The following is a 12,738-nucleotide window of genomic DNA, read 5'->3' as shown; positions in this document are numbered from 1 at the left end:
GAAATAATTCGCAACATCTATTATAAACGCGACTCACTTGCAATAATGCTGGCCAGGATGGCTCTCCAATCACCTATTCAGGAGCCTTTCATGGCCTACACCTGTCCGATGCGTCCGACCTTGATCGCGCTTTGCTGTTCCGTCGGTCTGAGCGCCCAAGCGGCGGACGGCCCCCTCGTACTTGACGCCACTGCCGTCAATGCCGACGCCTTCAAACCGGCCTCCAGCCCTTTGCCTGAAACGTTCGCCGGTGGGCAAGTGGCACGGGGCGGGCAGATGGGCGTGCTGGGTAATCAGGACATGATGGACGTGCCGTTCACCCTGACCAGCTATACCGCGCAACTGATCGAGGATCAGCAGGCCGAAGACATCGGCGATGTGCTGCTCAACGACCCCTCGGTGCGCCAGTCCTTTGGTTTCGGCAATCAGTCGCAGGTCTTCGTGATCCGCGGGCTGCCGCTCAGCGGCGACGATGTGGCCTTCAATGGCTTGTATGGCGTACTGCCCAGGCAAATGATTTCAACCGATGCGGTAGAGCGGGTGGAACTGTTCAAAGGGCCCAACGCTTTTCTCAACGGCGCCAGCCCCACCGGCACGGGGCTGGGTGGCAACGTCAACCTGCAGCCCAAGCGCGCTGACGACATCCCGACCCGCCGCTACACCCAGGACATCACCACTGACGGGCGTATTGGCGAGCATCTGGACATTGGCCAGCGCTTTGGCGAAGACAACCGTTTCGGTGCACGCTTGAACCTGTCCCAGCGCGAGGGCGACACGGCGGTCGACGATCAGAATCAGCGCAGCAAGCTGTTCGTTGCAGGCTTGGACTACCGCGGCAATCAACTGCGTGTCTCGAGCGACTTCGGCTACCAGAAGCAACGCGTCAACCACTTGCGTAACTCCGTGCGACTGGGCGCGGGTGTCACGGATATCCCGCATGCGCCCAGTGCTGACCACAACTATGGCCAGGACTGGTCCTGGACCGAGACCGAAGATACCTTCGGCATGCTGCGTGGCGACTACGACTTCAACGAGCATTGGAGCGGTTACCTGGCTGGCGGCATCAAGCACACCCGCGAAACCGGCTTCTACGGCACGCCCGTGCTGACCAACGCCGCCACCGGCGCTGCGACCATCGCCGGTTCGCAAATTCCGCACAATGAAGACAACGCGAGTTTCATGACCGGGCTCAACGGTCGCTTCCAGACCGGCCCGGTCAGCCACCAACTGAACCTGGGCGCGGCGAGCATCTGGACCGAACAGGAAAATGCCTACGTTTTCTATAAGTCTCAGCCGACCAATATCTACGACACCTTGCCGGTTCCGCGTCCTGCCAGCGTGAGCGCGAGCGCGGGCCTCCTGAGCGACCCGGGAGTCACGGGCAAGACGCGCAACCGCAGCGTGGCCCTGTCCGATACGCTCGGTCTGTTCGACGACACCTTGCTGCTCACCGCTGGCCTTCGTCGTCAGCAACTGCGGGTGGAGGGCTACGCCTATCGCGGCACGGGCGTCGACGGGGGGCGCACCGCGTTCTATGACGAGGCGGTCACCACGCCGGTGTATGGCATCGTCTACAAGCTCACGCCAGCACTGTCGTTGTACGCCAACAGCATCCAGGGCTTGGCCCAAGGCGCCACGGCCAGTGGCGAAGTGGTCAACGTCGGCCAGGTATTCCCGCCGGCCAAGACCAAGCAGGTCGAGGCCGGCATCAAACTCGACCAGCAGCGCTATGGCGCCAACCTGGCGGTCTATCGTATCGAGCGGCCCACTGACGGCTACCGCGAAGGCAACGTCTTCGTGCAGGACGGCCAGCAGATCAACAAAGGCGTCGAACTCAGCGTGTTCGGTGAGCCGCTTCAGGGGCTGCGTCTCATGGCGGGCGGCACACGCATGGACACCGAGCTCAAGAACACCCAGAACGGCAGCAACGATGGCAATCATGCCGTGGGTGTGCCGACGTTCCAGCTCAATGCCAGCGTCGATTGGGACGTTCCCGGTCTTCCCGGCGTAGCGCTCAATGCGCGCATGCTGCGCACGGGTGGGCAGTACGCCAACCCGGCCAATACCCTCAGCCTGCCGACCTGGAATCGCTTCGACCTAGGCGCACGCTACCGCTTCAAGGTTCAGGACAAAGACATCACCCTTCGCATGAACGTGGAGAACGTGGCCGACAAGTCATACTGGGCGTCGGCCAACGGCGGCTACCTGACCCAGGGCGATCCGCGCCTGGTCAAGCTCTCCGGCACGGTCGACTTCTGACGTTGACGTGTCAGCGAGCCGGGCTCAGCGTGCCAGCGCTGTGCTGGGGCGGTAAAAGAAGAAATGGCGGGTCTGGGCGGTGCGCCGATACGTCTTCGCCCAGCTCGGTCGCACGTGGCGGTCGTGGAAAAACAGCGCGCCGGCGGTGCTGTCCGGCAGTTGCTGGTTGAGCGCCTTGCGCGCGATTTCCTTGGCGATGTCATAGCGCAGCGGCTCCTCGACTTGATCCGGACGCCCGTCGCACCACCAGGAAAACTGGCAACTGCGGTTTTCCACACCCTGCTTGACGACGCCGCAGATGGAGTCGGGGAAGCCCGGTTTGCCCAGGCGATTGAGCACCACATTGGCGACGCCGCGCATGTCCTTTTCGTCGGCGCCCTTGGCTTCCCAGTAAAGGGTGCGTGCCAGACAGGTGATGCTGTCGTCCAGCGGCGCCTGGCCGGCGGGGTCGACGGCCTTGACCTCGGCAGCGGTGATCTTTTCCGGGGGCTTGGGCGGTGGCGCGTCGTCGATCACCTTCTGCTCGAGCGCCTGGGCCTTGTCTTCGGCGATGGCGGCTGTGTTGCTGTCGGCGGCGTGCACCTGTGTGAAGGGCAGGGCGATGAGCAGGCTGAACGCAATCCACCGGTGGCGCATGATCGGATGTCCGTGTGACTGGGATCCGAGCATTCTAACCACGCGGCTTCAACCCAGGGTAAGGCTCAGCATCAACGGCAACGTCACGGCCGCCGCCACGGTCTGCAAGGCGATGATGGTCGCCATCAGCGGCGCGTTGCCGCCCATCTGCCGGGCCATTACGTAGGAGGACGATGCCGTCGGCAGCGCCTGGAACAGCACCGCCACCACGGCCGCCTGACCGCCGAGCCCGAACAGGCGACACAGGCCGAAAGTGGTCAGCGGCATGACCAGGAACTTGAAGACCGAGGCGGCCGCCAGCGGCTTGACCTGCTGGCCCATGCGCGCGCCGCCCAATGCCGCGCCCACGCACAGTAGCCCAAGGGGCAGTGCCGCCTGGCCCAAGGCCTTGATCGTTGGTTCCAATCCGGCGGGCAAGCCGATGCCGGTGACGCGCAGCAACAGACCCCCGGCGCAGCCGATGATCAGCGGGTTGGCGAAGATTGCCTTGAACACCGTGAACGGCGAGCTGTGCCGGGCGCTGAAGCGGGCGAACACCAGCACGCAGAGCAAGTTGACCAGCGGCACGATCGAGGCATTGGCCACGGCCGCCAGGGCGATGCCGGCGCTGCCATAGATACCCGCCGCCAGCGTCGCGCCGATGTAATTGTTGAAGCGGACTCCGCCTTGGAATACCGAGGTGAAGTCGGCGCCATCGTGCTGCGCCAGTCCTTGGTAGAGCACCAGCAGCACGCCGCCGACGAGGGTCGAGAGCATCAGCACGGCGACCATGCCCAGCACGGGTACGCCATTCAGATTGGCGGTGGCCAGGCCATGCAGGAACAGCGAAGGCAGCAGCACGTAGTAGCTCAATCGCTCGGCGCCTGGCCAGAAGCTGTCGGCGAGAAAGCCGCGTACGCGCAGCACGGTGCCTAGGGCGATGAGCAGGATGATGGGCACGAGCGTGGTGAGTAGCAGGGGCAGCATGAGCACGGATCCGAGGTCGGGTACCGGCACAGAGTACCCAGCCGCGCGGGCGGAGGAAACGCGTGTTTGCGCTCAGTAGACCCACACCTCCACCCGGCGATTGCGCAGGCGTCCGTGTTCCTGCTCGTTTCCGGCCACGGGCAGCTCATCGCCCATGCCTAGCACATCCTTCACCTGCACCCCGTCGCGCGCCAGTTCGCGGCGCACCGCCATGGCCCGCAGGCGTGAGAGCAGGGCGGCGCGACCAGGGGTTTCCTTGGGGTCGCTGAAGCCGACCAGTACCGCCTGGTCCTGCAGCTTGCCGACTTGACGCAGGTAATCGCCCAGGCGTTGTACATCGCGCAGCGCTTTGTTATCCAGGCTGGCGCTGCCCTCCTGAAAGCGGAAATTGACACTCAGGCGCTGCGCTTCGTTCGCCAGGGCGCGATACGGCGCGGGCATCCGTGGCTGCGCGGCGATGGTCAGTGGCGTGATGCCTTGGGAGACGAAACCCTGGGCGGCGACGATCGCCTGACCGGTTGGGCTCTGGCTGAACTCGGCAAGGGCCTTGGCGGGTGCGCTGGGGTTTGTGGGCAAATAGAAGAACAGCCTTCGCGACAGTGGATAGTCTTCGCTGGCCACGTTGGCCGAGGTGGGCAGCAGGGCCGGCGCGTCGCCCTCGGCGATTGCCAGCGCTTTGCCTTCGTGCACGGTGGTCAGGCTGCTGAAGCCGATGGCCGCCGGATCGGCCTTCACCTGTGCCGCCAAGGTTTCGCCGGATTCGAAGCGGGCGGCCTGGGGTGACAGCTCCTGGCCCAGCGGGCGCAGTACCAGGGTGCGAAAGGTGTCGAAGGTGCCGGAGCGATCGTCGCGCGCGTACAGGTGGATTGGGCCAGCGTGCCCGCCCAATTGCTCCCAGCGCTGGATCTGCCCGGAGAAGACCTTGGCCAGTTCGGCGATGGTCAATGCCTGCAAAGGGTTATCGGGATGCACGACCACGGCCACGCCATCGAGGCCGATCACCTGCTCGCTGGAGGCGCTGCGCAGGTCGCCCAGGTGCGCGAGCTCGCGGGCCTCCTCGTCGCTGATCGGTCGCGAGGCGGCCGCTAGATCGGCCTCGCCCTGCGCCAGGGCGCTGAAACCGGTGCGGGTGCCGTGGGCAGCGATACTGATCCGCAGGTGCGCGCCGTGGGCATTAATGGCGCTGACCTCGACCTCGTTGGCCTGCCCGCCAGACTGGCTGCGGATAGCCTGTGCGCCTTGGCCTTGCAGGAATCCGCGCACCAGCGCCGGTGCCAGCGCTGCGCCAATGGTGTTCGAGCCTTGAATACTCAGCCAGGCCGGCTCTGCGCGGACCAGCAGGGGTAGCAGGCAGAGCAGCAGGGCGAGTGGGCGACGCATGCCGGAGTCCTTGGGCATAGGAGTGTCCGGCAGATTACGACAGGCGTGTGACTGAAAAGTGACGGCGCCCGTGCGCGCTAGTGCGCCGGCGGCTCGATCAGTTCGGCCGGTGCCTGCCTGACCTTGCCCCGTGCAATCCAGTAATACAGCAGACTCGGCACCACCAGGCCGATCAGCCAGGACACGTCGACCCCGCCCAGGTGCGCGACCATGGGACCTGTGTAGAGCTTGGTGTCGATGAAAGGCATCTGGATCAGCACGCCGAGGCTGTACACGCCGATGCCTGGCCAGTTCCAGCGGCCGTAGCGCCCGTTCGGATCGGCCAGCGCCGGGATGTCGTAGCGTTCGCGGGTGATGAAGTAGTAGTCCACCAGATTCACCGCGCTCCATGGCACGAAGAAGGTCAGCAGGAACAGGATGAACGACTTGAACGCGGTGAGAAACGCATGTTGGCCCAGCAACGCCACCAGCGTCGCCGCGCCGACGATGCCGAGCACGAACAGCAGGCGCTGGCCCCGGCTGATCTGCACGCTGCCGCGAAAGCCGCTGATGATGGTGGCGATACACATGAAGCTGCCATAGCTGTTGAGGGTGGAAATGGTCACTTTGCCGAAGGCGATGGCGAAATACAGCAACGCCGCTGCACCGCCGGCGCCGCCGAGGCCGACGATGTACGCCACCTCGTGCCCGGAGAACTGGCTGCCGGCGATGGCGGCGGCGAATACCCCCAGCACCATCGACGCCTGTGCGCCGATCACCGAGCCCAGGCCGGCGGCGAAGAAGGTCTTCAGCGCCGAGGAACTGCGTGGCAGGTAACGGGAGTAGTCGGCGACATACGGACCGAAGGCGATCTGCCAGGAGGCGGCCAGCGACACCGCCAGCAGAAACGAGGCCCACCTGAAGTGGCGGTTGTCCAGCAACTGGCCGATGTCGGCGAGCATCAGGATGCGACTGAACAGATAAACGAACGCGATGATGCCCAGCACGCTGGCCACGCGGCCGATCCAGTGAATCACTCGATAGCCGGCGAGGGTGGCCAGAACGATGACGCCGGCGAAGATCAGGATGCCGAGGCTGTCGCTGACGCCGAGCAACTGGCCGATGGCCTGGCCCGATAGCACGGTGCCCGTGGCGGTGAAACCCAGGTACATCAGGCACACCAGCAGCATGGGAATGGCCGCGCCATAGACCCCGAACTGCACGCGGCTGGAGATCATCTGCGGCAGTCCCAAGCGCGGGCCTTGGGCGGCGTGCAGGGCCATCACCGTGCCGCCGATGAGCTGGCCCAGCAGCAGGCCGATCAGCGACCAGAACACATCGCCACCCAGCACCACGGCCAGTGCGCCGGTGACGATGGCCGTGATCTGCAGGTTGGCGCCCAGCCACAGGGTGAACTGGCTGTAGACGCGTCCGTGGCGTTCGGCGGGAGGGATATAGTCGATCGAGCGGCGCTCGATTACAGGCGTGCTGGACATGCTGGACTCCGCGTGGTTGTTGTTATGGGCGGGTGAGGCAATGCATGTCATATGAGCATGTATATACAAGATGGTCAATCCGTTCGCGTGACCCAACTTTCGGCGTGCAGAGGAAGCGAGTCGGGATCGGTCAGGCCCGCGGCGCGTGTCGTCACAGCCTACTGTTGTGCAACCCTTGGCTTTAACTGTGCTGGTCGCTGCAACGGGAATAGCCTTATGCTGTAACGAAATATGTCTATAAAAGCCTGAACAAGGAACCGTGCAATGCCATTCAAGGACCTGCTGATCGCTCTGGTGGTCATCATCGCCTGGGGCGTCAACTTCGTGGTGATCAAGGTCGGACTCGACGGCTTGCCGCCCATGTTGCTGGGGGCCTTGCGCTTCCTGCTCGTGGCCTTTCCCGCCGTATTGTTCATCAAACGACCCAAGCTGCCGTGGCGCTGGCTGATCGCCTATGGCGCCACCATCTCCCTAGGGCAGTTCGCCTTCCTGTTCCAGGCCATGTACAGCGGCATGCCCCCAGGTCTGGCGTCACTGGTCCTGCAATCGCAGGCCTTCTTCACCTTGGGTTTCGCCGCGCTGTTTCTCGGTGAGCGGCTGCGACCTGCCAGCATGCTCGGGCTACTCGTCGCGGCGGGCGGGCTGGCGCTGATCGGCAGTGAGGACAGCGGCCATGTTCCGTTGGTGGCGCTGCTGCTGACCCTGTGCGCGGGCGCCATGTGGGGCATGGGCAACATCATCACGCGGCGATTCGGCTCGGTCGATCTGGTGGCGCTGGTGATCTGGGGCGGACTGATTCCGCCACTGCCGTTCCTGGCCCTGTCCTGGTGGCTTGAAGGTCCTGAGCGCATGGGGCATGCGCTGACCAATATCGGCATGAGTTCGGTGTTGGCGCTGCTGTACCTGGCGTTGGTGGCCACCATGCTCGGTTACAGCCTGTGGAGCACATTGCTGTCGCGTCATCCGGCAGGCAAGGTGGCACCGTTCTCGCTGCTGGTGCCGGTGATTGGCCTGAGTTCCTCGGCATGGCTGCTGGGCGAACGCTTGAGCAGCGTCCAAGGCTGGGGCGCGTTGTTGGTGATGGCGGGGCTGCTGATCAACGTGTTCGGACCGCGTGTGGTCCAGCGTCTACGGGCGGTGAATGCCCAGTAAACCTGTAGGCGTCATGGATGACGCGCTAAGTAGCGGCAATGTGCCACTTGTCGGGCAAATCCCATTTGTCCCGGCGGTTAGCGTTCCACCGGCTAGGCTCAACTCGCGCGCTGCGCTCTTTCAGGTTATTGAATGGCCGGCGTCGCTTAACTTTTAGCCGAACGGTGCGTGTATCTCCTGATGTCTTGATCCGGCGCAGTGGAACGGCGGCTAACGCTCGCCGTAGAGGCGTTACTGTGGTTTTCTGACGCGGCATTTGGGAAAAGGAGGATGGACTTCCATGAGAGTCAGGGATGAGACCTATTGGAAATGGGCGGATAGCCAACTGCACAGTCGCTGCCATGACGAAGAGTTGAGTGACGGCACCAGCATCGACGTGCAGGTTCGTCTGTCGCGCCTTGGCGCCACTCAGTTGTTCTTGGGCGTGTATGCCCAAGGCGGCAAGGCGCTGTGCGAGGAGTATCACCGCTCATTGCCCGGACAGACCATGACCCGCGCGCTGGTGTGGGGTGTGGACCGCGCCCGAGCCTTGGCCACCGGCGCTCTGGTGACACCACCCTTGGCGCGACGCCAGGCATGAAAAAGCCCGGCCTTGTGGGCCGGGCTCAAACAGTGGCAGCCACTCAGTCGAGTGGGTCGATCACCTTGACGGACTGCTGCTCACGGGCGGCAGGCCATTCCTGTTGCAGGGTCATCAGCACACGCTCGACAAAACCGGTATCGGCTGCCGCCTTCTTGCCGACGTAGCCTTGGCCGCGGCGGTAGACCTTGAAGCGGGCGCACATGCTTTCAGGCATGTGCCGGTCGGATTCGGCCTCGACAGTGTTGGCCGGCAGACGATCGAGGCGAACCTCGCCGGTCTGGCTGACCCACAGCAGGTGGTCGTCGTGGCTGTCCTTTCGCGCTGCGAACAGCCGGGCCAATTGGTCGATCGTCGGATTGTTGTTCAGGTTCATCATAAAGCCCCCATTTCCCATTCGTTGGTGATTTTCACAGTGGGCGCTACCACGATGTAGCGCACTACCTAGGCTGCTACAGCAGCATCGCAACAGGGGCTTTCTCACGCTGCCTTTTGGACAGATTCCCTCTCCACGAACGGCCTGCGTTACCGCGCAGGCCGTCTGGAACACCCTTGCCACCGCTCCCGATCAGGGAGACGGCCTCATCATGCCCAAGGCTGAAGAATGTCGTCAATGGTTTTGTAGTGAAAATTTTCAGGCACTACATATTGTCGGACAATCCTGATTAAAAAGGCGGCAGTGGCCTCAGTGCGAGACCAAGGCGAGGATCGCGTGGGCCGCGCGAACCCGGTCGTCGTTGGGGTAGTTACGGTTGGCGAGTAGGGCGATCGCCACGTTCTTCGACGGCACGAAAGCGACATAGGCACCGAAGCCGTTGGTGGCTCCGGTCTTGTTGTACCAGTAGGCTGCGCCGTCCGGTTGCGCAGGCTGCAGCCGTCGAGTGACTTGAGGCTCCCGGATCATTTGCGCGGCATTGCCCTGGATCAGCGTGTCGAGCTTGACCGGGTAGGGGTAGCGTTCCCAGCCCAGGCCCTGGGTCATCTCGCCCACCTGGTAGTAGCCGCCGTGGGTGATGCCGATCGCCTGGCTGAGCGCCGCGGGCAAGCCTTTTGGGTCCAGTTCGGCGCGCAGGTAGCGCAGCATGTCGCTGGCACTGGTCTTGATGCCGTAGGCCTGGTCGGCGAACGGACCGGGGCCGACGCGCACCGGCCGCATCTGCGCGTCGTAGCCTTGGGCGTACTGCTCGCGGGCGCTGGTCGGTACCTGCAGGTAGGTGTGCTTCAGGCCCAGGGCTGGCAGCAAGGTCTGGGTCATCAGGTCAGCGAAGGGCCGCTGCTGCGCGCGCGCCGCCAAGTCGCCGAACAGGCCCAGGCTCGGATTCGAATAGCAGCGCCGGGTTTCAGGCGTGGTTTTCTGTTGCCAGTGTTGCAGGAAGTTCAGGGCCTGCTCGTCAGTGGTGACCTCGTCGGGAAACTGCAGAGGCAGGCAGTCGGCGCTGTAGGCGCCCAGGGCTCGCACGCTGGCCTTGCCCAGAGCGGTCCCGGCCAGTGCGGGCTGATAGCGGCTGGCGGGCGCGTCCAGGTCGAGCCGGCCTTCGGCACTGGCCAGGGCAACCAAGGTGGCAGTGTACGTTTTGCTCACCGACCCGACCTCGAACAGGGTGTCTGGGGTGACCGCACGCTTGTGCGCCTGATCGGCCAGGCCATAACTGAAATACCGCTCCTGGCCGTTGGCGTAGACCGCTACCACCATGCCGGGTATGTGCTGCGCCTGCATCAGCGGCTGGATGACGGCGTCCACCTGGCGTTGCAGGTCGTCGGCCAGTACGGGCGCGCAGGCAGCGGTCATGGCCAGGGCCAGAACAGAGGGTCGCAAGCTTAGCATTGTCAAGATCCTTGCATCGAAGCAGGCCGATGTCCGTTCAGCGACACCGGCGGGAGTTCCGGCGTTAGCGCCGAGCGAGCGCAGACCTTATCGTCGAGCCTTGCACCATGACAAGACGGATGCCCCATGAAGTACCTGCGCATGCTTTTCGACAAATTCACCCTGACGTTGCTGACGGTGGTCCTGATCGCCACCTTCCTGCCGTGCTCGGGCCAAGGGGCGGTGATCTTCGGTTGGTTGACCAACCTGGCCATCGGCCTGCTGTTTTTCCTGCACGGCGCCAAGCTGTCGCGCGAAGCGATCGTCGCCGGGGCTGGCCACTGGCGCCTGCACTTGCTGGTGTTTTCTTGCACCTTCGTGATGTTTCCGCTGCTGGGCCTGGCGCTCAAGCCCCTGTTCGTGCCCTTGGTGGGCAATGAGTTGTACCTGGGCCTGTTGTACCTGTGCGCACTGCCGGCGACTGTGCAATCGGCCATTGCCTTCACCTCGCTGGCGCGCGGTAACGTGCCTGCGGCGATCTGCAGTGCGGCAGCGTCGAGCCTGCTGGGCATCTTCCTGACCCCGCTGCTGGTGATGCTGCTGCTCGGCGCCGATGGCGATACCGGCTCGGGCCTGGATGCCGTACTGAAGATCACCCTGCAATTGCTGGTGCCGTTCGTGGCCGGACAGATCGCCCGGCGCTGGATCGGTGCCTGGGTCAAGAAGAATGCACGCTGGCTGAAGCTGGTCGACCAGGGTTCGATCCTGCTGGTGGTCTACACCGCGTTCAGCGAGGCCGTGGTCACCGGGTTGTGGAACACCGTATCGCCGCAGCACCTGGCGGGCCTGTTCGCCGCCTGCGGTGTGCTGCTGGCCGTTGTGCTCATTGCCACGCGGCTGCTCGGGCGGATTCTTGGCTTCAGCCTCGAAGACCGTATCACGATCCTGTTTGCGGGTTCCAAGAAGAGCCTGGCCACTGGCGTACCCATGGCTCAGGTGCTGTTCGTCGGCAGTGGGATCGGCGCGATGATCCTGCCGCTGATGCTGTTCCACCAGATCCAACTGATGGTGTGTGCTGTGCTGGCCCAACGGTACGCCGCGCGAGAAGAGGTCGTGCAAGAGGCGCCGGCGGCCTCCTGAGCGACAGGATGGAGCACGCTTGCACGCGTTACACCAATGCGCGCTCCAAGGCGCCGGCCAGCAGCCGCTCGACCAGCACGACGCCCTGCGGCTCGGGCACGCCACGGTCCTGAAGGACGCCGGGCAACTGGTTCAGCAGGCTGCTGAGCACATGCCCGGCCACTGCTTGTATCTCGCTACGCTGGCGTGCGCCGGGTGCGACCAGTTGCACCAGGCCGCGCTCGTATTCCTGACGCAGTGCCTTCAGGTGCATCTGTTGCGCTGGGCTCAGGCAGCAGAAGTCGCGTTCGGCCAGGCGCAGTTGCAACGGCCGTTCGGCCTGCAATTGCCAGTGGGCGGCGATCAACTGGGGCAGCGCCGGCTTGCCGCCGGCCTGGGCACGACGACCCTGATCGAGTGTGGCCAATAGCTCCTCGTAAAGCTCTTCGATCAAGTCGTACAGCAGATCCTGCTTGCTCGGGAAATGGTGATACAGCGAGCCCGCCGTCAGACCTACATGGGCGGCCAGTTCGCGCATGCTGACCTGGCCGAAACCCTTTTCGGCGAACAGCGCCATGGCCCGCTCGCGGCGTTCCTCGAAGTGCACGCAACGCCCGTCGGCCTCTGCCGATGCAGCGACCCTCACAGGCAACTGCCCGGTGCACGAGCAGGGCGGCAGCCGCCTCTGCCGTAGGCGAGCAGGCATACCTGTGCAGGGTGTGACGGATGAATGGCGGCGAATGCTGTGCGGCTCATGACGGGCTCCGATTGCCAAGGCGTGTCGCCGCCCTGCTCGGTGAGCAGGGGCGACGCTGCCCAGGGGATCGAGTCTAGGCAAGGTTCGGCCCCGCGCCTATGTCGAAAGCGGCCAGTCCTTCTGGCCTTTTTGGCCACTGCACAGCGGGCACTTCGGGCGGGTCGATCCTGCTCAGGCCGGCACCATGGCGAACCCTACACCGAAGCGATTCCAGGCATTGATGCTGGCGATCGCCAAGGTCAGGTTGACCACTTCAGCGGGCGTGAAATGCGCCAACAACGCCGCGTACTCGGCCTGTGGCGCGCCACGTTCGGGCAGGTGGGTCAGGCTTTCCAGCCAGGCCAGCGCCGCCCGCTCACGGGGGGTGAAGAAGCGTGTGTCCTGCCACACGCTGAGGGTCTGCAAGCGCGCTTCGCTTTCGCCAGCCTTGCGCGCATCGTTGGCATGTACGTTCACGCAGTACGCACAGCCGTTGATCTGCGAGGCGCGCAGGCGTACCAGCTCCAGCAGCGAATGCTCCAGGCCGCAACTGGCCAGTACTTTTTCCAGTCCAGCCATGGCCTTGTAGGCCTCGGGCGCGTGCTTGGCCCATTCGATTCGGTCGTGCATG

General features: G+C 64.2%; 12 protein-coding genes. 4 read left to right on the top strand and 8 right to left on the bottom strand.

The features are described from left to right. Window positions 1–90 precede the first annotated feature (90 nt). Window positions 91–2,259: a TonB-dependent receptor gene (locus ACK2SD_RS14810; RefSeq protein ID WP_412460157.1), complete on the top strand. Its 2,169-nt coding sequence runs from the start codon at window positions 91–93 to the stop codon at window positions 2,257–2,259. A gap of 24 nt (window positions 2,260–2,283) precedes the next feature. On the opposite strand, the gene ACK2SD_RS14805 is transcribed toward ACK2SD_RS14810, so the two are convergent. The 4 genes from ACK2SD_RS14805 to ACK2SD_RS14790 all read right to left on the bottom strand — a co-directional run bounded on the left by ACK2SD_RS14805 (window position 2,284) and on the right by ACK2SD_RS14790 (window position 6,716). Next, entirely contained in the window at window positions 2,284–2,895 is a 612-nt protein-coding gene (locus ACK2SD_RS14805; RefSeq protein WP_295488128.1) for a cell wall hydrolase, read from the bottom strand. Between the two features lie 48 nt (window positions 2,896–2,943). After that, the gene (locus tag ACK2SD_RS14800) at window positions 2,944–3,861 is read right to left on the bottom strand and encodes an AEC family transporter (protein WP_412460156.1); all 918 of its coding nucleotides are present in this window, start codon (window positions 3,859–3,861) and stop codon (window positions 2,944–2,946) included. A 72-nt stretch (window positions 3,862–3,933) separates the two neighbouring features. After that, complete coding sequence (locus tag ACK2SD_RS14795; RefSeq protein WP_412460155.1) at window positions 3,934–5,241, bottom strand: substrate-binding domain-containing protein; 1,308 nt, start codon at window positions 5,239–5,241, stop codon at window positions 3,934–3,936. A gap of 77 nt (window positions 5,242–5,318) precedes the next feature. Further along, window positions 5,319–6,716 carry a purine-cytosine permease family protein gene (locus ACK2SD_RS14790; RefSeq protein WP_412460154.1) on the bottom strand — a complete coding sequence of 466 codons (1,398 nt, stop codon included), beginning with the start codon at window positions 6,714–6,716 and terminating at the stop codon, window positions 5,319–5,321. A 264-nt stretch (window positions 6,717–6,980) separates the two neighbouring features. On the opposite strand from ACK2SD_RS14790, the gene ACK2SD_RS14785 reads away from it, so the two are divergent. Together ACK2SD_RS14785 and ACK2SD_RS14780 are read left to right on the top strand one after the other, a co-directional pair. Then, window positions 6,981–7,868, top strand: a complete 888-nt coding sequence (locus tag ACK2SD_RS14785) for an EamA family transporter (RefSeq protein WP_412460153.1) — start codon at window positions 6,981–6,983, stop codon at window positions 7,866–7,868. A 280-nt stretch (window positions 7,869–8,148) separates the two neighbouring features. Further along, on the top strand, window positions 8,149–8,448 hold the full coding sequence (locus tag ACK2SD_RS14780) for a hypothetical protein (protein WP_029613269.1): 300 nt from the start codon (window positions 8,149–8,151) through the stop codon (window positions 8,446–8,448). 43 nt (window positions 8,449–8,491) lie between these two features. Here ACK2SD_RS14780 and ACK2SD_RS14775 read toward each other — a convergent pair whose 3' ends face one another. Both ACK2SD_RS14775 and ampC read right to left on the bottom strand, forming a co-directional pair. Continuing rightward, window positions 8,492–8,827 (bottom strand): hypothetical protein, encoded by a 336-nt coding sequence (locus ACK2SD_RS14775; RefSeq protein WP_412460152.1) that lies wholly within the window; start codon window positions 8,825–8,827, stop codon window positions 8,492–8,494. A 306-nt stretch (window positions 8,828–9,133) separates the two neighbouring features. Further along, on the bottom strand, window positions 9,134–10,273 hold the full coding sequence (gene ampC, locus ACK2SD_RS14770) for a class C beta-lactamase (RefSeq protein WP_116888026.1): 1,140 nt from the start codon (window positions 10,271–10,273) through the stop codon (window positions 9,134–9,136). Between the two features lie 126 nt (window positions 10,274–10,399). Here ampC and ACK2SD_RS14765 point away from each other — a divergent pair, with 126 nt between their 5' ends. Then, complete coding sequence (locus ACK2SD_RS14765; RefSeq protein ID WP_116888027.1) at window positions 10,400–11,392, top strand: bile acid:sodium symporter family protein; 993 nt, start codon at window positions 10,400–10,402, stop codon at window positions 11,390–11,392. A 28-nt stretch (window positions 11,393–11,420) separates the two neighbouring features. On the opposite strand, the gene ACK2SD_RS14760 is transcribed toward ACK2SD_RS14765, so the two are convergent. Both ACK2SD_RS14760 and ACK2SD_RS14755 read right to left on the bottom strand, forming a co-directional pair. Then, window positions 11,421–11,948: a TetR/AcrR family transcriptional regulator gene (locus ACK2SD_RS14760; RefSeq protein ID WP_412462323.1), complete on the bottom strand. Its 528-nt coding sequence runs from the start codon at window positions 11,946–11,948 to the stop codon at window positions 11,421–11,423. A 351-nt stretch (window positions 11,949–12,299) separates the two neighbouring features. Next, window positions 12,300–12,737: a carboxymuconolactone decarboxylase family protein gene (locus ACK2SD_RS14755; RefSeq protein WP_039577145.1), complete on the bottom strand. Its 438-nt coding sequence runs from the start codon at window positions 12,735–12,737 to the stop codon at window positions 12,300–12,302. Window position 12,738 lies beyond the last annotated feature (1 nt).

This window comes from Pseudomonas sp. SC11 (assembly GCF_047039205.1).
GTDB lineage: Bacteria > Pseudomonadota > Gammaproteobacteria > Pseudomonadales > Pseudomonadaceae > Aquipseudomonas > Aquipseudomonas boreofloridensis.
Note: the sequence above shows the minus strand (reverse complement) of the source record. Positions and strands in the feature narration are given on the sequence as shown.

What these genes read in the sequence shown, in the direction of transcription:
- ACK2SD_RS14765 (WP_116888027.1), top strand. Translation starts at nt 10,400, where the DNA reads ATGAAGTACCTGCGCATGCTTTTCGACAAATTCACCCTGACGTTGCTG.
- ACK2SD_RS14780 (WP_029613269.1), top strand. Translation starts at nt 8,149, where the DNA reads ATGAGAGTCAGGGATGAGACCTATTGGAAATGGGCGGATAGCCAACTG.
- ACK2SD_RS14785 (WP_412460153.1), top strand. Translation starts at nt 6,981, where the DNA reads ATGCCATTCAAGGACCTGCTGATCGCTCTGGTGGTCATCATCGCCTGG.
- ACK2SD_RS14795 (WP_412460155.1), bottom strand. Translation starts at nt 5,241, where the DNA reads ATGCGTCGCCCACTCGCCCTGCTGCTCTGCCTGCTACCCCTGCTGGTC.
- ACK2SD_RS14790 (WP_412460154.1), bottom strand. Translation starts at nt 6,716, where the DNA reads ATGTCCAGCACGCCTGTAATCGAGCGCCGCTCGATCGACTATATCCCT.
- ACK2SD_RS14755 (WP_039577145.1), bottom strand. Translation starts at nt 12,737, where the DNA reads ATGCACGACCGAATCGAATGGGCCAAGCACGCGCCCGAGGCCTACAAG.
- ACK2SD_RS14805 (WP_295488128.1), bottom strand. Translation starts at nt 2,895, where the DNA reads ATGCGCCACCGGTGGATTGCGTTCAGCCTGCTCATCGCCCTGCCCTTC.
- ACK2SD_RS14775 (WP_412460152.1), bottom strand. Translation starts at nt 8,827, where the DNA reads ATGATGAACCTGAACAACAATCCGACGATCGACCAATTGGCCCGGCTG.
- ampC (WP_116888026.1), bottom strand. Translation starts at nt 10,273, where the DNA reads ATGCTAAGCTTGCGACCCTCTGTTCTGGCCCTGGCCATGACCGCTGCC.
- ACK2SD_RS14810 (WP_412460157.1), top strand. Translation starts at nt 91, where the DNA reads ATGGCCTACACCTGTCCGATGCGTCCGACCTTGATCGCGCTTTGCTGT.
- ACK2SD_RS14800 (WP_412460156.1), bottom strand. Translation starts at nt 3,861, where the DNA reads ATGCTGCCCCTGCTACTCACCACGCTCGTGCCCATCATCCTGCTCATC.
- ACK2SD_RS14760 (WP_412462323.1), bottom strand. Translation starts at nt 11,948, where the DNA reads ATGGCGCTGTTCGCCGAAAAGGGTTTCGGCCAGGTCAGCATGCGCGAA.